The sequence below is a fragment of the Pseudomonas sputi genome, from assembly GCF_021603585.1.
Taxonomy (GTDB): Bacteria; Pseudomonadota; Gammaproteobacteria; order Pseudomonadales; family Pseudomonadaceae; genus Aquipseudomonas; species Aquipseudomonas sputi.
The window spans coordinates 1-26,489 of sequence record NZ_BQHI01000033.1; the positions used below are offsets into that span (position 1 = coordinate 1).

Genomic DNA, 26,489 nt, shown 5'->3' on the forward strand with positions numbered 1-26,489 from the left:
CCTCCAGCCGATGCGCCAGCGAATGGCTCCAGCCGAACCCCAACCCGACATCGATCTCGGCGGCACTGCTGCGGTACAACCGAGTGAACTCGAACGGCAGCAGCCCGTCGAGCACGCCGTCAGTCAGCGTCAGCAATTCTTCGCCGGTGACCATCGACACCGGACAGCCGTTGGTGCAGGTCCTCGGCGCACAATCGACGCTGTCACCGTTAGGATTTTTCGCCTGATCCGAAGCCTCATCCCGAGGCTCATGCCGTTCCATTCGCGTCATGCCGTGGGACTTGTCACGGGAAATGGCCGCTGGATTGGGCACTGTCAGCACCAGCGAATCGGCCGTGCGAACCTCCAGCGGAATAGCCGGTGTCGGCCGCAACGGTGCCGGACCTGCATTGACCATCAGCGGTTTCAATGCGCTCGCATGCCGGGTCAGATCAGGCGCGGAGGTCAGCTCCGCCAGCCGCAGCGCCGAAGCCGCCAGCCATTCCCGGGCTCGTGGCGACTTGATCTTGCCCAGTACCTGGGTGCTCAACCGCAGCGGCACACCCATGCCACCCGACACACACATCAACAGAAAACTGATCAGCAGCTCGGCGCGAACTTCGGCCACCACCTCGGCCAGATACTGTGGCGGCAGCATCTTCAGCCAACTGGTAAAGGCCGCCAGATAAATGAACAGCAACGGCTCATCGCTGAGCATCAGCAGGCCGTTGGCGATGGCTTCGGTGGACGCCTGGAGCAAGGCCTCCAGTTCAGTGCTGGACAGGTACTGCAGAAGTTTTTCGCTGTTGGCCTGCAAGTCTGCAAGCAGGGCAAACAACTGCTTCACGTCGGCCCAGACACCGTTCAGCGCTGTTTCGAAACCGTGCCAGTCAGCCCGTTGCAGCTGCCCGTAACGCTCGGTGAAACCGGCGCTGGAAAACGCCGTCCACTGCGGTTGAAACCCTTTCCATTCCTCACGCAACCAGCCTTCCAGACCCTCAAGAAGACCCTGATACGAGGCATACAACGCCTGGACATGCGCGGTAGAAACATCGGGAAAGAAGGTGATGCGATAACGCTGGCCCCGGTCGCAATCGTCGACCTTGAGAATGCCGCTGGGGCCGATGGTGTAACGCAGTGGATCGCCGAACCCCAAAACGCCGTCGACATCGGAAATGACCGGTTCAAGAATCACCGGCGTATCGCCGATCGGCACGAAGCGCGCGGCTTCGAACATGTGCACCAGCGTCAGGGGGCCGGTGGCGGGGCACATGACCACGGAGGAGCTGATGGGTTTGCGGCTGCCAACCGGTGCACTGAGTCGAACATCGTTGCCGACCTGGAACACCTGCTCGACACTCAATGCGGTGCCCGTCCAGAACTGCTCGGCCCAGGCGTCATAGTGGTTGAGGCAGAGGCGAAATTCACGAATCAGCTTTTCGACGTCGGGCTGATCAGGGTTCAGCGCAGCGACCACCAGCAAACCAATGCTGTTGTTCAGTTTCAGGAGTTGGTCGGATGGAAGCATTCGCAGTCACTCGTGCGCATCAGGGGGATGGCGCGAAACTGTGCGGGGGATCAAACAGGAAAGAAGTCAGCCGAGTAGGCGATGTCTGTAGGGCGATTCTCTAAATGTGCGGGAGGGTGTTCAGCGGACAACCAACATTGCCCGTTGCTCAACCTCAACCGCGCTCGTTATGCTGCTGAACCCTTTAATCAGATCCGAGCAGCGGCGCTACACACGCCGCCTGGGATGTCTTTGATAACGGATCCGATGATGAATGCACCGCTGAAGGCGTTCGGCCCGATCAAGGCCGTGATTTTCGACATGGACGGTTTGCTGCTGGACACCGAGGGCATCTATACCGAGGTTACCTCGCTGATTGCCGCGCGTTACGGGCGCACCTTCGACTGGAGCATCAAGCAGAACATCATCGGGCGTGGCGCCGGCGATCTGGCCCGGTATGTCGTCGAAGCGCTGGATTTGCCGATCACCGCCGAAGAGTTTCTGGTGATTCGCGAACCGCTGATGCGCGAGCGTTTTCCCACCGCGCAAGCGATGCCGGGCGCCGAGGAACTGATCCGCCACCTCAAGGCGCACAACATTCCGATTGCCGTCGGCACCAGTTCATCGCGTCAGTCGTTCGGTCAGAAAACCACGTTGCACCGCGACTGGTTCGCGCTGTTCGACTTCATCGTCACGGCGGACGACCCGGAAGTCGGCGCGGCCAAACCGGCACCGGACATCTTCCTCACCGCCGCGCGCCGCCTGGGTGTAGCGCCGGAAGATTGTCTGGTGTTCGAAGATTCGCCATTCGGCGTGACAGCGGCGAAAGCAGCCGGCATGACCGCCATCGCGATTCCCGATGCCGCCATGGCCGATGAAAAATACGCACACGCCGACGGGATTCTTCGTACGTTGAAAGCGTTCACGCCGAGTGCGTGCGGCTTGCCGGCGCTGGACTGGGCCTGATCAAACCGCCGACATGAAAACGCCGCCCCTCTGTTAAAGGAGGGGTGGCGTTTTTCGTTATCGACAACCTGATCAATCAGGCGCCGAAACCACCGTCGATGGTCAGGCTGGCCCCGGTGATATAACCGGCCTCCGGGCTTGCGAGGTAGGCGACGAAGCTGGCGATTTCCTCGGCCGTGCCGTAACGGCCGACGGCCATCAGCGGAATCAGGCTGTCGGCGAACTCGCCGTGGGCCGGGTTCATGTCGGTATCGACCGGGCCGGGCTGCACGTTGTTGATGGTGATACCGCGTGGGCCGAGGTCGCGGGCCAGGCCTTTGGTCAGGCCCACCAGCGCGGACTTGCTCATCGCATACACGCCGCCACCGGCGAAGGGCATGCGGTCGGCGTTGGTGCTGCCGATGTTGATGATGCGCGAGCCTTCGCCCATGTGTCTGGCGGCTTCCTGGCTGGCGATGAACACGCTGCGCACGTTGATTGCCAGGGTCTGGTCGAAGTCTTCCAGTTTGAAATCTTCCAGCGGGGCGACGGCCAGCACACCGGCGTTGTTGACCAGAATGTCGAGGCGGCCAAAGGATTCGACAGTGGCGCTTACGGCGTGGCGGATGGCACTGGCGTCGGCGCTGTCAGCCTTGATCGCCAGGGCTTTGCCGCCGGTAGCCGTGATGCTGTTTTGCAGTTCTTCAGCCTTGGCAGCCGAGCTGACGTAAGTAAAGGCAACCGCGGCGCCTTCAGCGGCCAGGCGTTTGACGATGGCGGCACCGATGCCGCGAGAGCCGCCTTGAATCAGAGCGACTTTACCGCTGAGGTGTTGAGTGGTCATGTTCGATCTCCAGAAGTTTCAAGGCAGGCTGCCTTGGTGTGGTGTCGAGTATCTGCCCCTCGCCAATAAGCGGGTAGACCGTGGTTGCTATAGTCTGTGTAAACCAAAAGTTTAGAATGGCCGCCATGGAAACCTTCAGCAGTATCGAATGCTTCGTTCGCAGCGCCGAAGTCGGCAGCTTTGCCGAGGCCGCGCGACGCCTGAGCCTGACACCGGCCGCCGTGGGCAAAAGCGTGGCGAAACTGGAAGCGCGCCTCGGCGTGAGGCTGTTCCAGCGTAGCACTCGTCGGTTGACCCTGACGGAAGCGGGGCAATTGTTTCTGAGTGAGGTCAGCGGCAGCCTGATCACCATCCAGAACGCGGTGAACAATCTGGCCAGCGCTGGTGGCCAACCGGCCGGCACGCTGAAAGTCAGCATGGGCACGGTGTTTGGCCGCTTGTACATCGTGCCGTTGCTGGGGGAATTCCTGAAAAGGTTTCCGGCGATCAACCCGGACTGGCACTTCGATAACCGGCAGGTCGATCTGATCGGACAGGGTTTCGATGCGGCGATTGGCGGTGGCTTCGAACTGCCCCAAGGCGTGGTGGCGCGCAGGCTGACGCCGGCGCATCGGGTATTGGTGGCTTCTGCGGATTATCTGGATCGGTACGCGCCGATCAGTGAACCGGACGACCTCACGCTGCACGAGGGCATCCTGATCCGCTCACCGCAAACCGGACGCGTGCGCTCCTGGCAGTTGACGCACCGAACCCGACAACACAGCCCGCTGACCCTCAAGGCACGAATGACCATGAGCGATTCCGAAGCCGCCTGCGCCACGGCGGCGCAGGGGCTGGGGATTGCGTTGGTGAGCATGCCGTTTGCCGTCGGCTATCTTGAGGCGGGGACGTTGCAGCGGGTCTTGCCGGACTGGTACGTCGACGACGGCAACATCTCCATTTATTACGCCGAACACAAATTGTTGCCGGGCAAGACCCGGGCATTCGTTGATTTTGTCATCGAGCAGTTTTCAACCCTGGGCCTCGCCGAACGGTTCAACGCGCAAAACGTGCTGGCCAGCCGATGATGGTTTTCGGCCGTGGCGTCGCGTACGTGCGTACCTTGGAGGTCGACAGGCCCAGTCGCACCAGCGATTCGGCGATGGTCACGGCCGCCGTGACGCCATCCACCACCGGCACTCCGGTGCGCTGACGGATCTTCTCGTCGAGCCCGGCCATGCCGCCGCAACCCAGGCAAATCACTTCGGCTTTATCCTGCGTCACTGCCAGTTCCGCCTGATGCACGATCGCTTCCAGCGCCCGTTGCGGCTCGTGCTCCAGCTCCAGAACCGCCAGACCACTGGCCCGCACCGAGGCGCAGCGATCCCACAGGCCGGACAATTTCAGCCGATCCTCGATCAGTGGCACGGTGCGATCCAGTGTGGTCACCACCGAATAGGCGTGGCCGAGAAACATCGCGGTGCTGGCCGCCGCGTCGGTGATGTCCACCACCGGCACGTTGAGCAATTCCTGTAAACCTTCGCGACCGTGCTCGCCATAACCGGCCTGGATCACCGCGTCGAATGGCTGGTCGTAGGACATCACCCGGTCCATCACGGCAATGGCGGCCAGATAACTTTCGAAATTACCTTCAACTGAGTCAGCGCCAAAGTGCGGCGTCAGGCCGACGATTTCGGTGCCGGGGGACGCGACAGCCTGCGCCGAACGGGCGATGGCCTGGGTGATGGATTTGGTGGTGTTGACGTTGACCACGAGAATACGCATGGGAAGTCCTTATAACGGTTGGTTCTGCGGCCCCGCGAAAGGGCCGCCAAGATTCAGTGGCTGACGTTGTCGACGGCGATGGCTTCACCGTCCACGTTGGCGTAGTGCGGCTGGCGTTTGGCGATGATCAAGTAGAGCATCCCGGCAATGCCGGCACCGATCAGCCAGGAGAAGGGCGAGACGCTGTGGAAGCCCGGCACCAGAGCCAGAACGATGGCGATCAGTGCGGCCGGAATGAAGGCCGCCACGGCCCGCAGATTGACCCCGCGGCTGTAGTAATAAGCGCCGTTGGGGTTTTCGCTGTACAACTGCGGCACGTGGATCCGGCCTTTGCGGATCAGCCAGTAGTCGACCATGATCACGCCGTACAGCGGGCCAAGAAGGGCGCCGAGGCCGGACAGGAAATACACGATCACCAGCGGGCTGTTGTAGAGGTTCCACGGCAGGATCAGCACGGCAATCGTTGCGCTGATCAGTCCGGCACGGCGGAAGGTCAGGTACTTCGGCGCCAGGTTGCTCAGCACGAAGGCCGGCGCGACGAAGTTGGCCATGATGTTCACCGCCACGGTGACGATCAGGAACGCCAGGCAGCCGAGCACCAGAAAGAATGTATTGGGGATCGAGGCAATGATCTCGGTCGGGCTTTCGATGATCCGGCCGTTGATCTGAAATTGCGCTCCGCACAGCAGGACAGTGATCCCGGCGAACACCAGAATATTCACCGGCAGGCCCCAGAAGTTTCCGACCTTGATGGTTTTACGGCACGGCGAAGAGCGCGCGAAGTCGCAGAAGTTGAGGATCAGTGTGCCGTAGATCGCCAGCCACAAGGCGCCGCCGGCAAAAATGTTGCGCCACATCTCGCCGCCGCTCAGCGGCTCACGAATCGACCACGCGATGGTGGCGTTGGCCTGGGTGTACATCCAGGCGGCAAGGCAGGCGACGGTCAGCAGAATCACCGGCCCGGCGAAAGCTTCGTAGCGGCGAACCATTTCCATGCCGTAGGCCAGGATCGCCAGCTGCACGAACCAGATCGCCACGAAGCACACCCAGCCCAGGCTCGACAGACCGAGGATCGAGTCGTGGTCATAGTCGGCGAAACCGGGATGGATCGCCGTGAGCAACACGCGCAATACCACCGACGCCAGGTACGTCTGAACCCCGAACCAGGCGATGGCGATCACCGCCCGGATCAATGCAGGAATCTGCGCCCCGTGGATGCCGAAACTGATCCGGCTGATCACCGGAAACGGTACCCCGGTCTTCTGCCCCATGTAACCGGACAGGTTCATGAAGAAGTACACCAGCGCCGCGCCGATCCCCAGCGACAGCAGAATCTGCCAGCCGCCCAGGCCCAAGGCGTACAGACCGATGGCAAACGAATAGTTGGCGATGTTGTGCACATCGTTGGTCCACAGGGCAAAGATGCTGTATTTGCCCCAGCGTCGTCCCTCGACCCTGGTCGGCGCGAGGTCGCTGTTGTGCAGACGCGGGCTCAGTTGCAGCGGTTCGACGATCCCATCACCGGGCACGGTGTGATCGAGGGTTGAAGAGGCGGGCAGATTCAGCGCGATGTTGTTATTGGAGAGACTCGTACGCATTCCGGCAGGCTCCTGATGTTCGGGCCGCGATGACTGTGCATGAGCGTTCGGGCTCGGCAGATCTTCGTCGCGGCGGTGAAACATCACAGGTTAGGGGCATCTGCAGCCTGTACGGGATAGGGCGCTTCAGGCTTGCGGATCGAAAGTGTGGGTTCATGTTTTGCGGTTTTGTATACAAAACATGTATGCACTAAAGCCAGATCTGTGCCAGCCGGCGATCTATGAAAACCACCGCTGATTTCGAAAAGTTATTGATGTTCGCCAAGTCATTGAAATGCCGGCGATATAAATTGACCGTTTGAACAGGTATTTATTTTTCTGCCGGGATTTTGGCTGGCGCGGGGAAGGACCGCTTCGGGAGCGCGATGTAACTTTTCAGGGCGCAGAAATGAAAAGTGCACACATAAATGGCACCGATGGTGACATTCGTGTGTACACATTTTTAAGGCGGGTATAGAACACTGTGGGAGCTGACTGGCTCCCACAGTCGTATCATCGGGCCGGGAATTTATGCCTTGCTGATGATGTTCCCGGCATGCAACCCGCATTCTTTCTGGGTCGCTTCTTCCCACCACCAGCGACCTTCACGTTCGTGCTGGTTTGGCAGGACAGGGCGGGTGCAGGGTTCGCAGCCGATGCTGATGAAACCGCGCTCATGCAGGCTGTTGTACGGCAGCTCCAGCATGCGGATGTAGCCCCAGATTTCCTCGCTGGTCATCTGCGCCAGTGGGTTGAATTTGTACAGGGTGCGCTCCGGAGTGGAGAACGCTGTATCGATTTCCATCACCGCGACGGCGCTGCGGGTGCCTGGGCTTTGGTCGCGGCGCTGGCCGGTGGCCCAGGCCTTCACGTCGGAGAGCTTGCGGCGCAGCGGCTCGATCTTGCGGATCCCGCAGCATTCGCCATGACCGTCCTTGTAGAAGCTGAACAGGCCTTTTTCCTTCACGAAGGGTTCAAGTTTCGTGTAGTCCGGCGAGACCAGTTCGATGTCGATCTTGTAGTGCTCGCGCACCTGATCGATGAACCGGTAGGTTTCCGGATGCAGGCGGCCGGTGTCGAGACTGAACACCTTGACGTTCTTGTTCAGCTTCCAGGCCATGTCCACCAGCACCACATCCTCGGCGCCGCTGAAAGATATCCACAGGTCATCGCCGAACTCGGCGAACGCGAGCTTGAGGATGTCCTGCGCGGATTTGTTGGCATGGGTCGTGGCGAGTTCCACGACGTCGAACGTTGGGCTCATCAGGGCGGCTTCCTACAGGTCGGTGGCGCTGGGCGCTCTATATGGCGGCGATGTTAACAAAAAGCAACGCGCGCCGGGGCAGCCTCTGCGTTGCGCGCTCCAGATCGAGCCGCTAGAGTTCGGGCTCGCTCGGCTCAATAAACATTACAAATGGAGTGTCCTGTGGAAATTGCCTGTCTTGATCTTGAAGGGGTGCTGGTACCGGAAATCTGGATCGCCTTCGCCGAAAAAACCGGAATCGAATCGCTCAAGGCCACCACCCGGGACATTCCCGACTACGACGTGCTGATGAAACAGCGCCTGCGTATCCTCGACGAGCATGGCCTGAAGCTTTCGGACATTCAGGAAGTGATCGCCACCCTCAAACCGCTGGACGGTGCGGTGGAGTTCGTCAACTGGCTGCGCGAGCGGTTCCAGGTGGTGATTCTATCGGACACGTTCTACGAGTTTTCCCAGCCGCTGATGCGTCAGCTGGGCTTTCCGACGTTGCTCTGCCACCGTCTGATCACGGACGACAGCGGTCGGGTGACCAGCTATCAGTTGCGTCAGAAAGATCCGAAACGTCAGTCCGTCCTGGCCTTCAAGAGCCTGTATTACCGGGTGATTGCGGCGGGGGATTCCTACAACGACACCAGCATGCTGGGCGAGGCGGATGCGGGGATTCTGTTTCATGCGCCGGATAACGTGATTCGGGAGTTTCCGCAGTTTCCGGCGGTGCATACGTTTGCCGAGTTGAAGCAGGCATTCCTCAAAGCCTCGAACCGCGACTTATCCCTTTAGCCGCCTGATGATCGTTCCCACGCGGAGCGCGGGAACGATCAAGTGCTCTAGTCAGAGGCTCTGCAGGGTTTCCAGCAGGACTCTGACCTTGGTGATCGACTCCTGATACTCCGCTTCCCAATCTGAATCGGCGACGATCCCGCCACCGCCCCAGCAGCACACCTGCCCATCCTTCACCAGTAGACTGCGGATCGCGATAGAGCTGTCCATCTCGCCGCGCACGTCCAGATACAGCAACGAACCGCAATACAACCCGCGTCGGGTCGGTTCCAGTTCGTCGATGATCTGCATCGCACGAATCTTCGGTGCGCCAGTGATCGAGCCGCCGGGGAAGCTACCGGCGATCAGGTCCAGGGCGTCGCGATTTTCCGCCAGTTCACCGGTCACGCTGCTGACCAGGTGATGCACGTTCGGATAGCTTTCCAGGCTGAACAGCTCCGGTACCCGCACCGAGCCGATGCGGCAGGTACGGCCCAGATCGTTGCGCAGCAGGTCGACGATCATCAGGTTTTCCGCACGATCCTTGGGGCTGGCCAGCAGTTCGGCGGCGTTCGCCGCATCTTCGGCCGGGGTCGCGCCACGGGGGCGGGTGCCCTTGATCGGGCGGGTTTCCACTTGACGCTGGCTGACTTTGACGAAACGCTCGGGCGACAGGCTCAGCACCGCGTTGCCGTCAGGCAGGCTCTGGAACCCGGAAAACGGTGTCGGGCAGGCTTCGCGCAACTTGCAGTAGGCCAGCCATGGATCGCCCTGGCACGGCGCTCGGAATCGCTGGGCGAAGTTGACCTGATAGCAGTCGCCGGCCTGGATGTAATGCTGGATACGTTCGAAGGCTTGGCGGTATTCATCGGCCGAAAGATCAGCCGCCATGGGACTGTTCAGCCTGAACGGGATCAATTCGCTGCCTGCCGGTTGGCTGAATACATTGACCAAGCGCTGTTTCTCCCGGGGGCTGACCGACGGGTGAAACACCAGTTGGCTGGTGGCCGATTGGTGATCGCTGATCAAGGCCCAGTCGTACAGACCAAAACGCGCATCAGGCAGTTGCAGGTCATCCCGGGCCTGGCTCGGCAGATTTTCCAGATGCCGGCCGAAGTCATAGCTCAGATAACCGATCAGGCCGCCGGCGAAAGGCAATTCGTACCCGTCAGGCAATTGTGCTTCGCCCAACCGCGTCAGAGTGTCTCGCAGGCGTTGCAGGAAACTGTCGCCGCGTTCGTCCGGCAATACCGCCAGTTGTTCCAGCGGCCAGGCGCTGAGCAGGTCATAACGGCCACGGTCGGCACTCGGCCGGCCACTGTCGAGCAGCACGGCGCCGGGCGCATGGCGGACGGCCGCAAAATAGTCGGCGGGGTTGGCGCGGTAGGGCAGCGGGTGTACGGAACAGGTCAACATGGGCGGGGCAGATCGGCCATCGAGGCGGGGTGGGGATTGTAGTCCCCTCCGGGAATTGCTCCTAGAGGGGATGTCGGGGATTGGCAGATTGGCGGCAGGTATCACGCTTGATCATTCCCGCGTCGAACCGTCTGCGTGGGAACGATCATGAAATCGATCCTCGTGGTATCAGCCCTCGACCGCCGGAATATGCCCGAACAATTCCTGGGCAAACGCCACCCGCTCTTCAACCGACTCCGTCACACCACGCGCCTTGAGCTCTTCCAGATGCGCTTCCACCGCATGGGTGCGCAACGTCAGCCCGCAATCGTTGGCGATCTGGATATTCAGCCCCGGTCGCGCATTCAGCTCCAGAATCAGTGGGCCTTTCTCCTGGTCCAGCACCATGTCCACGCCGATGTAACCCAGGCCACACAGCTCATAGCAGCCGGCGGCGAGCTTCATGAACCCGTCCCAGTAGGGCAGTTGCACGCCGTCCACCGCGTTGGTGGTGTCCGGGTGTTTGGTGATGATGTTGTTCAGCCAGGTGCCGCGCAGGGTCAGGCCGGTGGCCAGATCGACACCGACGCCGATGGCGCCCTGGTGCAGGTTGGCCTTGCCGCCGGACTGGCGGGTCGGCAAACGCAGCATCGCCATCACCGGGTAACCCATCAGCACGATGATGCGGATGTCCGGCACGCCTTCGTAGCTGATGCTCTTGAAGATCTGGTCCGGGGTCACCCGATATTCGATCAGCGCCCGGTCGCGGTGCCCGCCCAGCGAATACAGGCCGGTGAGGATGCTGGAGATATGGTGCTCCAGCTCTTCATGGGCGAGGATCTTGCCCGACACCGTGCGATAGCGGCCCTCGAAACGGTCGGCGATCACGATGATGCCGTCACCGCCGGCGCCCTGGGCCGGCTTGATCACGAAGTCGTTGTGCCCGCCGATGATCTGGCCGAGCTTGTCGATTTCCTTCTCCGTGGAAATCACGCCATACAGTTCCGGCACGTGAATGCCGGCCTTGATCGCGCGTTCCTTGGTGATGATCTTGTCATCGACGATCGGGTACAGGCTGCGCTTGTTGTACTTGAGCACGTAGTCGGCATTTCGCCGATTGATGCCCATGATGCCCCGCGCTTCCAGGGCCTTCCAGGTCTTCCAGAAACCGAACATCAGGCGTCAGCCTTCTTCAGGAAAGCCTTGAAACGCACCAGCTCGGTCAGCCGATAACCGCGATAGCGACCCATCGCCAGCATGAAGCCCACCAGAATCAGCAGGATCGCCGGGAAGGTGAACACGAAGTACACCATCTCCGGAACGGTCATGATCAGGTGCGCCAGGGACGCCGCGAACAAAGTGCCGATCGCCACTTTCATGGCATGGCTGGCGCCGCGTTCTTCCCAGGTGATCGACAGGCGTTCGATGGTCATGGTCAGAATCACCATCGGGAACAGCGCCACCGACAGGCCGCGCTCCAGCCCCAGCTTGTGACTGAACAGACTGATCGCCGCGATCAGCACCACCACGAACGTCAGCACCACCGACAGGCGCGGCAGCATTTGCAGCTTCAAGTGTTCCAGATACGAACGCAGCGATAACCCGAGCGCGGTGATCACGGTAAACAGCAGGATGCCGAAGCCCAGCTGGGTTTCGCGGAAGGCCAGGGCGATCAGCACCGGTGTAAAGGTGCCGAGGGTCTGCAGGCCGATCAGGTTGCGCAGGATCAGGATCACCAGCACGCCGATCGGGATCATCACCATGATCATGAACGTCTGCTGGGTTTGCAGCGGCAGGCCGTACAGCGAGTACTCGAGGAAGTTGGCGTCGGTGTTTTCGTCGGTCAGCTTGGCCAGACGAATCGCGTTCATCTCACTGTTGTTCAGGCTGAAGGTCACGTTGGCTTTCTTGCCGCCGTCAACGGTGATCAGGTTCTCGTCACCGCTCCACCACAGCAGGCGGTCGGTCGGCAGGCCTTGCTCGCCGGTGTCCGGGTTGAAGTACAGCCAGTCGGTGCCGTTGAAGCTGCGTAGCCAGAGTTCCGGGGTTTGCGGCTGATCGGCGACGAGGCGGATGGTGTGGACTTTCTCCACCGGCACGTGAGCGATGGACAGCAGCAGTTCAACGATTTTGGCTTTGTGCGGTGTCGACGGATCGCCGGCCAGCAACAGTTTGACGTTGTCGTCGTTGACGTTGTTGACACGTTTGATCGCTTCGCCGATGAAGGTCTCGACGTCGGCCGAGTGCTGACGGATCGGCGCGAGCAAGGCTTCGGCGGCGATCTTTTCCGGGCCTTCGACGGCCATGCTGTCGCGGAACGTCGGGCCTTTGACCTTGGTTTTCTCGGCGGTGTAACGCTTGGTCAGCACCAGCCGGTAATAAAGAGTCTGATTGCCCTTGGCCCGGCGCGCCGACCAGGTGACCTTGCGGTTGCCGTCGACGCGGTTGACCGCCACGCCGTAGTTATTGGAGATGAAGCTTTCATTGAGGCTGACGTAATCGCGGCTCAGGGGCGGCACGAACATCTGGATCTTCACCGGATCCTTGGAGCTGGCGACGAACTCGACCTTGGCGTCGATGTTCCACAAGTCGTCGGTGGCGTCTTCGGTCACCGGGATGCCGAGCACGAAAATCTGATAGGCCGTAACCGAAACGCCCAACAACACCAGGATGGTGATCAGGACTTTCAGGTGGAAGGTTAGAGAACGCATGGAAATTACTCGGCGGTATGAGCGGCGATGGCGCAGGCAGGTTTGCCGGCAGCGTATTTAAGACTGGGATCGACCAGCGCATCGAAGCGTTTCAGCGCCTCGGAGCCGATCAAAAGCGGGTATTGGAACGCACTACGGTCGGTCAGGTTCACTTCGATGCTGCGCATCGCCGAACCCATGCAGATGTCCAGCTCGATTACCGGGCGCGCGGTGTACTTCTTGCCTTCTTCCGGGTCGTAGTCGCCGGCGCGGCGCTTGATCTTGCTGACCCGGGCCAGCGGCCGTTCGATCGGGTGCGAATGCGCGGCGTCGATGGCCAGGTAGAAACGCACCCAGGACTCGCCGTTGCGTTTGAAGCGTTTGATGTCGCGGGCACTCAGAGAGGCGGTTTTCGCCCCGGTGTCGAGTTTCGCCGCCACTTCCAGGTTGATCCCGTCGAGGGCTGCGTATTCGTTGAGGCCGTACACGGTCTTTTCCCCCGCCGCAGCGAGGCCGGGCAGGCAAAACAGTGCAAAGAATGTGGGGAAGGGCTTGAGTCTCATAAATCCTGGCGAGCAGCGTTCCGTTCTCGGTTCAGGGCCATGGCATCAGGAAACCCTGTCTGCCCATCGCCTTCGTGTGCCTATCAGCTTTTTATGACAAGCCGTGCAAATGACTCGCAAATGCGGGCGGCATTCTAGCACGGTGTTTTTATGGCGCCAGCGCCGGGACCGGTCTATAACCCTTGGGGCTGTTACAAAGGCTTATTAGACGATTGTCGACAATCCTTATTTATCCTTTGACTGATACGGGCTGATTCGCTAGTTTTTGCCGCATTGGATTTGAAGGTGTCGACAATATGCTGGATCAACTCGATCCCCCGGTGATCAGCGGCGACGATTCCGAGACGCTCTCGGAAAACGTCTTCCGGCGCATCCAGGCGGCCATCGTCAAAGGCGAGATCGCCCCGGGCAGCAAGATCTCCGAGCCGGAACTGGCGCGCACCTACGGCATCAGCCGCGGGCCCCTGCGCGAGGCGATCCACCGGCTGGAAGGCCAGCGCCTGCTGGTGCGCGTACCGCACGTCGGTGCGCGGGTGGTGTCGCTGAGCCACGCCGAATTGCTCGAACTCTACGAAATCCGCGAATCCCTCGAAGGCATGGCCTGCCGTCTGGCGGCCGAACGCATGAGCGTCGAAGAAATCGACGAACTGCGCCGGGTGCTGGAAACCCACGAGCGTGATGCGGCGTTTCAGGCCGGCGTCGGCTATTACCAGCAGGAAGGCGATTTCGACTTTCACTACCGGATCATCCAGGGCAGCGGCAACCGCACCCTCACGCAAATGCTCTGCGGCGAGCTCTATCAACTGGTGCGCATGTACCGCATCCAGTTTTCCACCACACCCAATCGCCCGCGCCAGGCCTTTGCCGAACACCACCGGATTCTCGATGCCATCGCCGACCGTGACGGCGAGCTCGCGGAATTGTTGATGCGCCGTCACATCGGCGCCTCGAAACGCAACATCGCCCGTCATTACCAGGACGGCGCCGACAACAAGACAGCCACTGAACGAGGTGAGTCATGAGTTCCAACAAGAGCACTCCAGGCCAGCGTTTCCGCGATGCGGTCGCCAGCGAAGATCCGCTGCAAGTGGTCGGGGCGATCAACGCCAACCACGCACTGCTGGCCAAGCGCGCCGGTTTCAAGGCGATCTACCTGTCGGGTGGCGGGGTGGCTGCCGGCTCCCTCGGCGTGCCGGACCTGGGTATCACCGGTCTGGATGACGTGCTGACCGATGTCCGCCGCATCACCGACGTCTGCGACCTGCCGCTGCTGGTGGACGTGGACACCGGTTTTGGCGCCTCGGCGTTCAATGTGGCCCGCACCGTCAAGTCGATGATCAAGTTCGGCGCGGCGGCGATTCACATCGAAGACCAGGTCGGCGCCAAGCGCTGCGGCCATCGTCCGAACAAAGAGATCGTGACCCAGCAGGAAATGGTCGACCGCATCAAGGCCGCCGTCGATGCCCGCACCGACGACAGCTTCGTGATCATGGCCCGCACCGACGCATTGGCCGTTGAAGGTCTGGAATCGGCACTGGATCGCGCCGCCGCGTGCATCGAGGCCGGCGCCGACATGATCTTCCCGGAAGCCATCACGGAGCTGGAGATGTACAAGCTGTTCGCCAGCCGCGTGAAAGCGCCGATCCTGGCCAACATCACCGAATTCGGCTCGACGCCGCTGTACACCACCGAGCAGCTTGCGGGAGCAGATGTGTCGCTGGTGCTGTACCCGCTGTCGGCGTTCCGTGCGATGAACAAGGCGGCGGAAAACGTCTACACCGCGATCCGCCGCGACGGCACCCAACAGAATGTCATCGACACCATGCAGACTCGCATGGAGCTTTACGATCGCATCGATTACCACACCTTCGAGCAAAAGCTCGACGCGTTGTTTGCGGCGAAGAAGTAAGCCGCAACCGTACTCCCTAATAAATTCAAGATTGGAGACAACAATGGCCGAAGCAAAAGTACTCAGTGGCGCCGGGCTCCGGGGCCAGGTCGCCGGGCAAACCGCACTGTCCACCGTGGGCCAGGCCGGTGCCGGGCTGACCTATCGTGGCTACGACGTGCGCGAACTGGCGGCAGACGCACAATTTGAAGAAGTGGCGTACCTGCTGCTCTACGGAGAGCTGCCGACCCAGGCACAGCTCGCCGAGTATCAAGGCAAACTGAGCAAGCTGCGCGACCTGCCGCAAGCGCTGAAAGAAGTGCTGGAACGCATCCCCGCCGACGCCCATCCGATGGACGTGATGCGCACCGGTTGTTCGTTCCTGGGCAACATCGAGCCGGAGAAAGACTTCTCCGAGCAACGCGACAAGACCGACCGCCTGCTGGCTGCCTTCCCGGCGATCATGTGCTACTGGTATCGCTTCAGCCACGACGGCAAACGCATCAACTGCGTGACTGACGAGCAGTCCATCGGCGGCCACTTCCTGCACCTGCTGCACGACAAGAAGCCGAGCGACCTGCACGTCAAGGTGATGAACGTGTCGCTGATCCTCTACGCCGAGCACGAATTCAACGCCTCGACCTTCACCGCTCGGGTGTGTGCGTCGACCCTGTCCGACCTGTATTCCTGCGTCACGGCGGCCATCGGCTCGCTGCGCGGTCCGCTGCACGGCGGCGCCAACGAAGCGGCGATGGAAATGATCGAGCGCTTCTCGTCGCCGGAAGAGGCGATCAAGGGCACCCTCGGCATGCTCGAGCGCAAGGACAAGATCATGGGCTTCGGCCACGCGATCTATAAGGACAGCGATCCGCGCAACGAGGTGATCAAGGGCTGGTCGAAAAAACTCGCTGACGAAGTCGGCGACAAGGTGTTGTTCGCGGTTTCGGAAGCCATCGACAAGACCATGTGGGAGCAAAAGAAACTGTTCCCCAACGCCGACTTCTACCATGCCTCGGCGTACCACTTCATGGGCATCCCGACCAAGCTGTTCACCCCGATCTTCGTCTGCTCGCGCCTGACCGGCTGGGCAGCGCACGTGTTCGAACAGCGCGCCAACAACCGCATCATCCGTCCAAGCGCCGAGTACACCGGCGTCGAACAGCGCAAGTTCGTGCCCATCGAACAGCGCTGACCGGGGAGGGCGCCGGCACAGGCGCCCCCTCTTTGAAATTACCGTGACCGAGTCCTGACCGATGAACACAGAATTTCGCAAGAACCTGCCTGGCACGCCGCTGGACTTTTTCGACGTCCGCGCGGCTGTCGATGCGATCCAGCCTGGCAGCTACGACACCCTGCCGTACACCTCTCGCGTGCTGGCGGAAAACCTCGTGCGTCGCTGCGACCCGGCCACGCTCACCGATTCCCTGAAACAACTGATCGAGCGCAAACGCGACCTCGACTTTCCGTGGTTCCCGGCGCGTGTGGTGTGCCACGACATTCTCGGCCAGACCGCGCTGGTGGATCTGGCCGGCCTGCGCGACGCGATTGCCCAGCAGGGCGGCGACCCGGCGCAGGTCAACCCGGTGGTGCCGACCCAACTGATCGTCGACCACTCGCTGGCGGTGGAGGCGGGCGGTTTTGACAAGCAGGCCTTCGAGAAGAACCGCGCCATCGAAGACCGCCGCAACGAAGACCGTTTCCACTTCATCAACTGGACCAAAAAGGCCTTCAAGAACGTTGACGTGATCCCGCCGGGCAACGGCATCATGCACCAGATCAACCTGGAGAAAATGTCCCCGGTGATCCAGGTGCGCGACGGCGTGGCGTTCCCGGATACCTGCGTCGGCACCGACAGCCACACCCCGCACGTCGATGCGCTGGGCGTGATTGCCATCGGCGTCGGTGGTCTGGAAGCCGAGAGCGTGATGCTCGGCCGCGCGTCGTGGATGCGCCTGCCGGAAAGCGTCGGCGTCGAACTGACCGGCAAGCTGCAGCCGGGCATCACCGCCACCGACATGGTGCTGGCGCTGACCGAATACCTGCGCAAACAGAAAGTGGTCGGCGCCTGGCTGGAGTTCTTCGGCGAAGGAGCCTCCGCGCTGACCCTGGGCGATCGCGCGACCATCTCCAACATGGCCCCGGAATACGGCGCCACTGCCGCGATGTTCTACATCGACCAGCAGACCATCGACTACCTGAAACTCACCGGTCGTGAAGACCAGCAAGTGCAACTGGTCGAGCAATACGCCAAGCAGATCGGTCTGTGGGCCGACAGCCTGAAGGGCGCGCAGTACGAGCGCGGCCTGACCTTCGATCTGTCTTCGGTGGTGCGTAACATGGCCGGCCCGAGCAACCCGCACGCCCGTGTGGCGGTGTCGGATCTGGCGGCCAAAGGCATCGCCGGCCAGTGGGAAGACGTGCCGGGGCAAATGCCCGACGGCGCGGTGATCATCGCTGCCATCACCAGTTGCACCAACACCAGCAACCCGCGCAACGTGATCGCCGCCGGTCTGCTGGCGCGCAACGCCAACAAGCTCGGCCTGACCCGCAAGCCGTGGGTCAAGTCGTCGCTGGCGCCGGGCTCGAAAACCGTGGCGCTGTACCTCGATGAAGCGGGGCTGACCACGGAGCTGGAGCAACTTGGTTTCGGCGTCGTTGCTTTCGCCTGCACCACCTGCAACGGCATGTCCGGCGCGCTGGATCCGGTGATTCAGCAGGAAATCATCGACCGGGATCTGTACGCGACCGCTGTGCTGTCCGGTAACCGTAACTTCGACGGGCGGATTCACCCGTACGCCAAGCAAGCGTTCCTCGCTTCGCCGCCGCTGGTGGTGGCCTACGCGATTGCCGGCACCATCCGCTTCGATATCGAGAAAGATGTGCTGGGCGTGGTCGACGGCAAGGAAATCCGCCTGAAAGACATCTGGCCGAGCGACGAAGAAATCGACGCCGTGGTCAAGTCCTCGGTCAAGCCCGAGCAGTTCCGTCAGGTCTACATCCCGATGTTCGCCATCCATGAAGACACCGGCCCGAAAGTCACGCCGCTGTACGACTGGCGCGAAATGAGCACCTACATCCGCCGTCCGCCGTACTGGGAAGGCGCGCTGGCCGGGGCTCGCCCGCTCAAGGGCATGCGCCCGCTGGCGGTGCTGCCGGACAACATCACCACCGATCACCTGTCGCCGTCGAACGCGATCATGCTCGACAGCGCCGCCGGCGAATACCTGGCGAAAATGGGCCTGCCGGAAGAGGACTTCAACTCTTACGCGACCCACCGTGGCGACCACCTGACCGCGCAGCGCGCGACCTTCGCCAACCCGAAACTGTTCAACGAAATGGTCGTGGAAAACGGCAAGGTCAAACAGGGCTCGCTGGCGCGTGTCGAGCCGGAAGGCAAAGTCATGCGCATGTGGGAAGCCATCGAAACCTACATGGAGCGCAAGCAGCCGCTGATCATCATCGCCGGCGCCGACTACGGTCAGGGTTCGTCCCGCGACTGGGCGGCCAAGGGGGTGCGTCTGGCGGGTGTGGAAGCGATTGCCGCCGAAGGTTTCGAGCGCATTCACCGCACCAACCTGGTGGGCATGGGCGTGTTGCCGCTGGAATTCAAACCGGGCACCGACCGCAAGACCCTGGGCATCGACGGCAGTGAAACCTACGATGTGATCGGCGAGCGCACGCCGCGCGCCGACCTGACGCTGGTGATCCACCGCAAGAACGGCGAACGCGTTGACGTGCCGGTGACCTGCCGCCTCGACACCGCCGAAGAAGTGTCGATCTATGAGGCTGGCGGCGTATTGCAGCGCTTCGCCCAGGACTTCCTCGAAGAGTCGGCGGTTGCCGTTTAAAACAAGCCAGGCGACCAAGGGACGATGAGTCCTTTGGTCCCTTTTGAGGAGCACTCATGGCTCACGCACCACAGATCAGAATCCCCGCCACGTACATGCGTGGCGGCACCAGCAAAGGCGTGTTTTTCAGCCTCAAGGATCTGCCCGAAGCCGCGCAGATTCCCGGCCCGGCCCGCGATGCGCTGTTGCTGCGGGTGATCGGCAGTCCCGACCCCTACGACAAACAGATCGACGGCATGGGCGGCGCCACGTCCAGCACCAGCAAAACCGTGATCCTGTCGAAAAGCATCAAGGCCGATCACGACGTCGATTACCTGTTCGGTCAGGTGTCGATCGACAAGCCGTTCGTGGACTGGAGCGGCAACTGCGGCAACCTGTCGGCGGCGGTCGGTTCGTTCGCCATCAGCAACGGTCTGGTGGACGCCAGCCGCATTCCGCACAACGGCGTGGCGGTGGTTCGCGTGTGGCAGGCCAACATCGGCAAGACCATCATTGCCCATGTGCCGATCACCAACGGTGAAGTCCAGGAAACCGGTGATTTCGAGCTCGACGGCGTGACCTTCCCGGCTGCCGAAGTCCAGGTCGAATTCATGGACCCGGCGGCGGAAGAAGAGGGCGGCGGTGGCTCGATGTTCCCCACCGGCAACCTGATCGACGAGCTGGAAGTGCCGGGCGTCGGTACGTTCAAGGCGACCATGATCAACGCGGGTATCCCGACGATCTTTGTCAACGCCGAAGACATCGGTTACACCGGCACCGAACTGCAGGGCGCGATCAACAGCGATCCGAAAGCGTTGCAGATGTTTGAAACCCTTCGCGCTTATGGCGCGCTGCGCATGGGGCTGATTTCCAGTCTGGATGAAGCGGCCAAGCGTCAACACACGCCTAAGGTTGCGTTTGTCGCCAAACCTGCGGATTACGTGGCGTCGAGTGGCAAAGCCATTGGCGCCGGGGATGTGGATTTGCTCGTGCGGGCGCTGTCGATGGGCAAGCTGCACCACGCGATGATGGGAACGGCGGCGGTGGCGATTGGCACCGCAGCAGCCATCTCGGGCACCTTGGTGAACCTGGCGGCTGGTGGTGTCGAGCGTAATGCGGTGCGCTTCGGACATCCGTCCGGGACGTTGCGCGTCGGGGCTGAGGCCCGCCTGGAAAACGGTGAGTGGGTGGTGAAGAAGGCGATCATGAGCCGCAGTGCGCGGGTCCTCATGGAAGGCTTCGTCCGCGTGCCTGGAGATTCGTTCTAACGAGCAGCAGGTGAGAGCGAGCTTGTTCGCTCTCACCGCAATATGGAGTTCAATAAGAAGAAAATCAGCCCTGAGCCGAGGTCCCATCAACGAACCACTTTCAAGAGTGAATCGAACATGAGCGCCAACGTCGACCTGAACAACCGCCCCGACTACGACCGTGTCCTGCAGGACATCGCCGATTACGTCCTCACCTGCAAAATCCAATCCCCCGAAGCCTTCGATACCGCCCGCAACTGCCTGATGGATACCCTGGGCTGCGGCCTGCTGGCCCTGCGTTTCCCCGAATGCACCAAGCACCTCGGCCCGATTGTCGAAGGTACCGTCGTGCCGTTCGGCGCTCGGGTCCCCGGCACGTCCTATCGCCTCGACCCGGTAAAAGCGGCGTGGGACATCGGCTGCATCGTGCGCTGGCTCGATTACAACGACACCTGGCTCGCCGCTGAGTGGGGCCATCCGTCGGACAACCTCGGCGGGATTCTCGCGGTGGCCGATCACCTGTCGCAAAAGCGCCTGGCCATTGGCGAAGCGCCGCTGACCGTGGGCGATGTACTCGAAGCCATGATCATGGCCCACGAGATTCAAGGTGTGATCGCCCTGGAAAACTCCTTCAATCGTGTAGGCCTCGACCACGTCATCCTGGTGAAAGTCGCCTCGACGGCCGTGACCGCCAAACTGATGGGTGCCAACCGCGAGCAACTGTTATCGGCGTTGTCTCATGCGTTCGCCGACGGTCAGGCATTGCGCACGTACCGCCATGCGCCGAACGCCGGTTCGCGCAAATCCTGGGCGGCGGGGGATGCATCGAGCCGGGGCGTGCGGCTGGCGGATATCGCGATGCGCGGCGAAATGGGGATTCCCGGCGTCTTGAGTGCCAGGCAGTGGGGCTTTTACGACGTTTTGTTCAGCCACACCAACAACGATCTGGCGCTCAAGCCGGAAGACAAGCGCGCCTTCAGCTTCTCGCGGCCGTTCGGCAGCTACGTGATGGAAAACGTGCTGTTCAAGATCAGCTTCCCCGCCGAATTCCACGCGCAAACCGCTTGCGAAGCGGCTGTGGCGCTGCACCCTCAGGTGCGCAACCGACTGCATGAAATCGACCGGATCGTCATCACCACCCACGAATCGGCGATCCGCATCATTTCCAAGGTCGGGCCGCTGGCCAACGCCGCTGATCGCGATCACTGCCTTCAGTACATGACCGCCGTGCCGCTGGCGTTCGGCAATCTGGTGGCCGAGCAGTACGAAGACGATTTCCACAAGGCCCATCCGATCATCGATGTGCTGCGCGAAAAAATGGTCATTGTCGAAGATCCGCGCTTCACCCGCGAATACCTGGAGGCTGACAAACGCTCGATTGCCAACGCGGTGCAGGTGTTTTTCAAGGACGGTTCGAGCACGGAAAACGTGGTGGTGGAGTACCCGATCGGGCATCGCCGGCGTCGCGCCGAGGGCATTCCATTGCTTGAGGACAAATTCAGGGCAAATCTGGCGACCCGCTTCACCGGGCAGCGCAGCGGGGAGATTGTTGCGTTGTGCAAGGATCAGGCGCGGCTCGAGGCCACGCCGGTGAACCGGTTTATGGATTTATGGGTTATTTGAAGCGCCGCTCGACGCCTTTCTCCACGAGGATCTTCGCGGAAATCTCTTCCACCGAAAAATGCGTGGAGTTGATGTTCGGGATGTTCTCGCGGCGGAACAGGTTTTCCACCTCGCGCACTTCGAACTCGCACTGGGCGTAGCTCGAATAACGGCTGTTGGGCTTGCGTTCGTTGCGGATTGCGGTGAGGCGGTCCGGGTCGATGGTCAGGCCGAACAGCTTGTGCTGGTGGGCGCGCAGGGCGGCCGGCAGTTGCAGGCGTTCCATGTCGTCTTCGGTCAGCGGATAGTTGGCTGCGCGGATGCCAAATTGCATCGCCATGTACAGACACGTCGGCGTCTTACCACAACGCGACACGCCCACTAGTATCAGGTCGGCCTTGTCGTAATAGTGGGTGCGGGCGCCGTCGTCGTTGTCGAGGGCGAAGTTCACCGCCTCGATCCGCTCCATGTAATTGGAGTTGTGGCCGATGGAGTGGGACTTGCCGACGGTGTAGGAAGAATGCTCGGTCAGTTCCTGCTCGAGCGGGGCGAGGAACGTCGAGAAAATGTCGATCATGAAACCATTGGAGGTTGCGAGAATCTCACGGATGTCCTGATTGACGATGGTGTCGAAGATAATCGGCCGGAAACCGTCGGTTTCAGCGGCTTTGTCGATTTGTTGTACCATGGCCCGCGCTTTTTCAACGCTGTCGATGTACGGTCGCGTGAATTTGCTGAAGGAAATGTTTTCGAACTGCGCCAGAAGGCTTTGACCCAGGGTTTCGGCGGTGATGCCGGTGCCATCGGAGATAAAGAAAGCAGATCGTTTCATTTGCACCTTGGGCCTTAAGCTAATGAGCATTTCTGGATATGATAGGCGCGGTTTGCCGGCCGCCATTGGCCCGCATTCTCACTTATTTTCCAGGTCCAGGCCATACAGCCGGCCAATGCTCCCCCGAGCCGCCGGTTTCTGAGCTTTTCCAACACAGTTAGTGGAGAGATCACCTTGGTAGAGTACGTAGTTTCCCTCGATAAGCTCGGCAAACACGATGTTGAGCATGTGGGGGGCAAGAACGCATCCCTGGGCGAGATGATCAGTAACCTGGCCGGTGCCGGTGTTTCGGTCCCCGGCGGCTTCGCCACCACCGCGCAAGCCTATCGCGACTTCCTGGAACTGAGCGGTCTGAACGATCAGATCCACAAGGCCCTCGATGTGCTGGACGTCGATGACGTCAATGCCCTGGCCAAGACCGGCGCCCAGATCCGCCAATGGATCATGGAAGCCGAATTCCCTGAAAAACTGAACACCGAGATCCGCACCGCGTTCGCCGCGTTGTCGGCCGGCAATCCTGACGTGGCGGTGGCGGTGCGTTCCTCCGCCACCGCCGAAGACCTGCCGGACGCTTCGTTCGCCGGTCAGCAGGAAACCTTCCTGAACATCCGTGGCGTCGAAAACGTCATCCGCGCGGCCAAGGAAGTGTTCGCATCCCTGTTCAACGACCGTGCCATTTCCTACCGCGTCCACCAGGGCTTCGACCACAAGCTGGTCGCCCTGTCGGCCGGCGTGCAGCGCATGGTGCGTTCGGAAACCGGCACCGCCGGCGTGATGTTCACCCTCGATACCGAATCCGGCTTCCGTGACGTGGTGTTCATCACCGGCGCCTACGGCCTGGGCGAAACCGTTGTACAAGGCGCGGTGAACCCGGACGAATTCTATGTCCACAAGGGCACGCTGGAAGCCGGTCGCCCGGCGATCCTGCGGCGCAACCTGGGCAGCAAGGCCATCAAGATGATTTACGGCGACGAGGCCAAGGCCGGTCGTTCCGTGAAAACCGTTGATGTCGAAAAGGCCGACCGCGCGCGCTTCTGCCTGACCGACGCAGAAGTCAGCGAGCTGGCCAAGCAGGCGATGATCATCGAGAAGCACTATGGCTGCCCGATGGACATCGAGTGGGCCAAGGACGGTGACGACGGCAAGCTGTACATCGTGCAGGCCCGTCCGGAAACCGTGAAGAGCCGCACCCAGGCCAACGTCATGGAGCGTTACCTGCTGAAAGAAACCGGCACCGTGCTGGTGGAAGGTCGTGCCATCGGCCAGCGCATCGGCGCGGGCAAGGTGCGGATCATCAAGGACGTCTCCGAGATGGACAAGGTCCAGCCGGGCGACGTGCTGGTCTCCGACATGACCGACCCGGACTGGGAACCGGTCATGAAGCGCGCCAGCGCCATCGTCACCAACCGTGGCGGCCGTACCTGCCACGCGGCGATCATTGCTCGTGAGCTGGGTATTCCTGCTGTTGTCGGTTGCGGCAACGCCACCCAACTGCTGAAGGATGGCCAGGGCGTGACCGTGTCCTGTGCCGAAGGCGACACCGGTTACATCTTCGAAGGCGAACTGGGTTTCGACATCAAGAAGAACTCCGTCGACGCCATGCCGGAGCTGCCGTTCAAGATCATGATGAACGTCGGCAACCCGGACCGCGCCTTCGACTTCGCGCAGCTGCCGAACGCCGGTGTGGGCCTGGCCCGTCTGGAATTCATCATCAACCGCATGATCGGCGTGCACCCGAAAGCGCTGTTGAACTACGACGGCCTGCCACAGGACATCAAGGAAAGCGTCGACAAGCGCATCGCCGGTTACGACGATCCGGTCGGCTTCTATGTCGAGAAGCTGGTTGAAGGCATCAGCACCCTGGCTGCTGCGTTCGCACCGAAGAAGGTCATCGTGCGTCTGTCGGACTTCAAGTCCAACGAGTACGCCAACCTGATCGGCGGCAAACTCTACGAGCCGGAAGAAGAAAACCCGATGCTGGGCTTCCGTGGCGCTTCGCGGTACATCAGCGAATCGTTCCGGGACTGCTTCGAACTCGAGTGCCGTGCGCTGAAACGCGTGCGCAACGAGATGGGCCTGACCAACGTCGAAATCATGGTGCCGTTCGTCCGTACTCTGGGCGAAGCCAGTCAGGTGGTGGATCTGCTCGCCGAAAACGGCCTGGCCCGTGGCGACAACGGTCTGCGCGTGATCATGATGTGCGAACTGCCGTCCAACGCTATCCTGGCCGAAGAATTCCTCGAGTTCTTCGACGGGTTCTCGATCGGCTCCAACGACCTGACTCAGCTGACCCTGGGCCTGGACCGTGACTCCGGGATCATCGCGCACCTGTTCGACGAGCGTAATCCGGCGGTCAAGAAGTTGCTGGCCAACGCGATTGCCGCATGCAACAAGGCCGGCAAGTACATCGGCATCTGCGGTCAGGGGCCTTCGGACCACCCGGATCTGGCCAAGTGGCTGATGGAGCAGGGCATCGAAAGCGTGTCGCTGAACCCGGACACCGTGCTGGAAACCTGGTTCTTCCTTGCCGAAGGCCAGGCGGCGGAATAAGCCGTGAATCAAGCTTCGGCCCGTTGAACCGGGTCGAGGCTTTAAGATTGAAGTAGGGCGAGCTCTCCGGATGCCGCCCTTTTTTGTGCAAGAGCATTATGCAAAGCAGCAGCAACCTATTTCCTGTCGCCCTGATCAGCGCCGAGCGACGCGGTGATCTGAGCGAAGACGTTTATCGTTTGAAACCGGGCAACAGCCCTGACTGGTCCGTGGAGATCGCGGTGACCCGTCTCGGTATGGCCGATGAGCCGGCGTCGCGCGGCGTGCCGGTGATCTTGCTGCACGGCAGTTTTTCCAATCGGCGCTTCTGGTTCTCGCCGAAGGGCCTGGGCCTGGGCGCGTATCTGACGCGTCTGGGTTTCGATGTGTGGATCCCGGAAATGCGCGGTCACGGTCTGTCCCAGCGCAACGAGGACTACCGTCGCAACCGGGTCGCCGACTACGCCCGTTACGATCTGCCGGCGATCGCGGCGTTCGTCCGAGAGCAGAGCGGGCAGATTCCGCACTGGATCGGCCACTCGCTGGGAGGCATCACGCTGGCGGCTGCGCTGGGCGGCGAATACCTTGGCGAGCCAGCGGTTGCGTCGGCGGCGTTTTTCGGCACCCAGGTCAGCCGTACGTACTGGCCGCTGAAGATTCCGCCGGTGGAGTGGAGCGGGCGCTTCATTCTCAAGCGTTTTGCCCAGTTGTCCGGCTCGCGGCTCAAGCGCGGCCCCGAGGACGAGCCGATCGGCCTGGCGCTGGAAAGCATGCGCTGGTATGGGCTGTTCGGCCGTTTCGGCGACAAGGACAAGGATTGGTGGGCCGGCCTTGCCGATGTGCAGGTGCCGGTGCTGGCAGTGAGCGCGGCGGGGGATCATCAGGATCCGGCCTGGGCGTGCCGGAAGCTGTTCGAACAGATCGGTTCCGAGCACAAGCAGTTCATCAACCTGGGCCGTGAGCAGGGTTTCAACGATCAGTTCGGGCATGTCGAGATGCTGGTCAGCAAGGCGGCGCAGGCTGAGGTCTGGCCACTGGTGGCGCGTTGGCTGGCGGATCAGCACACGCCGTTGCTCGGCGAGAAGCCGGATCTGGCGACAGCGGTGTAGGCGAAGTGCCCTGAAAAGAGCATTTCGTTCGAATCGGCTTGCGGCTAAGATATGACGCTATGGACGGTTCTGGTCATATTTGGTGACTGTTTCGCTATTACGTTTCAGCCTGTGTTCAGGTTCGTTCAGCGACCATGACATGGGCTAAGGTAAACAGCGACCGTTGGG

The 26,489-nt window shown here is 61.3% G+C and carries 21 protein-coding genes; 11 read left to right on the forward strand and 10 right to left on the reverse strand.

Features of this window, described 5'->3' with window-relative positions:
• The coding region (locus L6D81_RS26450; protein ID WP_236182556.1) for a DUF6531 domain-containing protein at positions 1-1,507 on the reverse strand (1,507 nt) is incomplete at its 3' end.
• Between the two features lie 249 nt (positions 1,508-1,756).
• Here L6D81_RS26450 and L6D81_RS26455 point away from each other — a divergent pair.
• Positions 1,757-2,452: an HAD-IA family hydrolase gene (locus L6D81_RS26455; protein ID WP_039769963.1), complete on the forward strand. Its 696-nt coding sequence runs from the start codon at positions 1,757-1,759 to the stop codon at positions 2,450-2,452.
• Positions 2,453-2,528: 76 nt separating this feature from the next.
• On the opposite strand, the gene L6D81_RS26460 is transcribed toward L6D81_RS26455, so the two are convergent.
• Complete coding sequence (locus tag L6D81_RS26460) at positions 2,529-3,275, reverse strand: 3-oxoacyl-ACP reductase family protein (protein ID WP_236182557.1); 747 nt, start codon at positions 3,273-3,275, stop codon at positions 2,529-2,531.
• A gap of 125 nt (positions 3,276-3,400) precedes the next feature.
• On the opposite strand from L6D81_RS26460, the gene L6D81_RS26465 reads away from it, so the two are divergent.
• Positions 3,401-4,342: a LysR family transcriptional regulator gene (locus tag L6D81_RS26465; protein WP_236182584.1), complete on the forward strand. Its 942-nt coding sequence runs from the start codon at positions 3,401-3,403 to the stop codon at positions 4,340-4,342.
• Here the strand turns inward: L6D81_RS26465 and L6D81_RS26470 are convergent.
• The 3 genes from L6D81_RS26470 to L6D81_RS26480 all read right to left on the reverse strand — a co-directional run bounded on the left by L6D81_RS26470 (position 4,311) and on the right by L6D81_RS26480 (position 7,880).
• Entirely contained in the window at positions 4,311-5,039 is a 729-nt protein-coding gene (locus tag L6D81_RS26470) for an aspartate/glutamate racemase family protein (RefSeq protein ID WP_236182558.1), read from the reverse strand. The two genes, L6D81_RS26465 and L6D81_RS26470, sit on opposite strands and share 32 nt — an antisense overlap.
• Before the next feature lie 53 nt (positions 5,040-5,092).
• Positions 5,093-6,637, reverse strand: coding sequence for an NCS1 family nucleobase:cation symporter-1 (locus tag L6D81_RS26475; protein ID WP_236182559.1), 1,545 nt, complete (start codon positions 6,635-6,637; stop codon positions 5,093-5,095).
• Between the two features lie 508 nt (positions 6,638-7,145).
• Positions 7,146-7,880, reverse strand: coding sequence for a phosphoadenylyl-sulfate reductase (locus L6D81_RS26480; RefSeq protein WP_236182560.1), 735 nt, complete (start codon positions 7,878-7,880; stop codon positions 7,146-7,148).
• Positions 7,881-8,042: 162 nt separating this feature from the next.
• On the opposite strand from L6D81_RS26480, the gene thrH reads away from it, so the two are divergent.
• The gene (gene thrH, locus L6D81_RS26485; RefSeq protein ID WP_236182561.1) at positions 8,043-8,660 is read left to right on the forward strand and encodes a bifunctional phosphoserine phosphatase/homoserine phosphotransferase ThrH; all 618 of its coding nucleotides are present in this window, start codon (positions 8,043-8,045) and stop codon (positions 8,658-8,660) included.
• Between the two features lie 51 nt (positions 8,661-8,711).
• On the opposite strand, the gene pabB is transcribed toward thrH, so the two are convergent.
• From pabB to rloA, 4 genes are all read right to left on the reverse strand, one after another.
• Positions 8,712-10,055: an aminodeoxychorismate synthase component I gene (pabB, locus tag L6D81_RS26490; RefSeq protein ID WP_236182562.1), complete on the reverse strand. Its 1,344-nt coding sequence runs from the start codon at positions 10,053-10,055 to the stop codon at positions 8,712-8,714.
• 168 nt (positions 10,056-10,223) lie between these two features.
• Entirely contained in the window at positions 10,224-11,210 is a 987-nt protein-coding gene (locus tag L6D81_RS26495; protein WP_236182563.1) for an alpha-L-glutamate ligase-like protein, read from the reverse strand.
• Positions 11,210-12,745, reverse strand: coding sequence for an osmotic stress tolerance membrane protein RloB (gene rloB, locus L6D81_RS26500; protein ID WP_236182564.1), 1,536 nt, complete (start codon positions 12,743-12,745; stop codon positions 11,210-11,212). The genes L6D81_RS26495 and rloB overlap by 1 nt, the downstream gene beginning before the upstream one ends.
• A gap of 5 nt (positions 12,746-12,750) precedes the next feature.
• Positions 12,751-13,287 (reverse strand): retropepsin-like aspartic peptidase RloA, encoded by a 537-nt coding sequence (rloA, locus tag L6D81_RS26505; protein ID WP_011333239.1) that lies wholly within the window; start codon positions 13,285-13,287, stop codon positions 12,751-12,753.
• Positions 13,288-13,586: 299 nt separating this feature from the next.
• Here rloA and L6D81_RS26510 point away from each other — a divergent pair, with 299 nt between their 5' ends.
• The 6 genes from L6D81_RS26510 (at position 13,587) to prpD (ending at position 21,872) form a co-directional block, all read left to right on the forward strand.
• A complete protein-coding gene (locus L6D81_RS26510; RefSeq protein ID WP_169432611.1) occupies positions 13,587-14,309 on the forward strand; it encodes a GntR family transcriptional regulator in 723 nt (240 codons plus the stop codon).
• Complete coding sequence (prpB, locus tag L6D81_RS26515) at positions 14,306-15,196, forward strand: methylisocitrate lyase (RefSeq protein ID WP_236182565.1); 891 nt, start codon at positions 14,306-14,308, stop codon at positions 15,194-15,196. The genes L6D81_RS26510 and prpB overlap by 4 nt, the downstream gene beginning before the upstream one ends.
• Before the next feature lie 43 nt (positions 15,197-15,239).
• Positions 15,240-16,367 carry a bifunctional 2-methylcitrate synthase/citrate synthase gene (gene prpC / locus L6D81_RS26520; RefSeq protein ID WP_236182566.1) on the forward strand — a complete coding sequence of 376 codons (1,128 nt, stop codon included), beginning with the start codon at positions 15,240-15,242 and terminating at the stop codon, positions 16,365-16,367.
• Between the two features lie 61 nt (positions 16,368-16,428).
• Entirely contained in the window at positions 16,429-19,023 is a 2,595-nt protein-coding gene (acnD, locus tag L6D81_RS26525) for a Fe/S-dependent 2-methylisocitrate dehydratase AcnD (RefSeq protein WP_236182567.1), read from the forward strand.
• Positions 19,024-19,079: 56 nt separating this feature from the next.
• Positions 19,080-20,270 (forward strand): 2-methylaconitate cis-trans isomerase PrpF, encoded by a 1,191-nt coding sequence (gene prpF, locus L6D81_RS26530; protein WP_236182568.1) that lies wholly within the window; start codon positions 19,080-19,082, stop codon positions 20,268-20,270.
• Between the two features lie 117 nt (positions 20,271-20,387).
• A complete protein-coding gene (gene prpD / locus L6D81_RS26535; protein ID WP_236182569.1) occupies positions 20,388-21,872 on the forward strand; it encodes a 2-methylcitrate dehydratase in 1,485 nt (494 codons plus the stop codon).
• Here the strand turns inward: prpD and ppsR are convergent.
• Positions 21,865-22,683: a posphoenolpyruvate synthetase regulatory kinase/phosphorylase PpsR gene (gene ppsR / locus L6D81_RS26540; protein WP_236182570.1), complete on the reverse strand. Its 819-nt coding sequence runs from the start codon at positions 22,681-22,683 to the stop codon at positions 21,865-21,867. The genes prpD and ppsR overlap by 8 nt on opposite strands.
• Positions 22,684-22,857: 174 nt before the next feature.
• Between ppsR and ppsA the strand changes: the two genes are divergently transcribed.
• Positions 22,858-25,233 (forward strand): phosphoenolpyruvate synthase, encoded by a 2,376-nt coding sequence (gene ppsA, locus L6D81_RS26545; RefSeq protein ID WP_236182571.1) that lies wholly within the window; start codon positions 22,858-22,860, stop codon positions 25,231-25,233.
• A gap of 98 nt (positions 25,234-25,331) precedes the next feature.
• Positions 25,332-26,321 carry an alpha/beta fold hydrolase gene (locus L6D81_RS26550; protein WP_236182572.1) on the forward strand — a complete coding sequence of 330 codons (990 nt, stop codon included), beginning with the start codon at positions 25,332-25,334 and terminating at the stop codon, positions 26,319-26,321.
• The last annotated feature ends 168 nt before the right edge of the window (positions 26,322-26,489 follow it).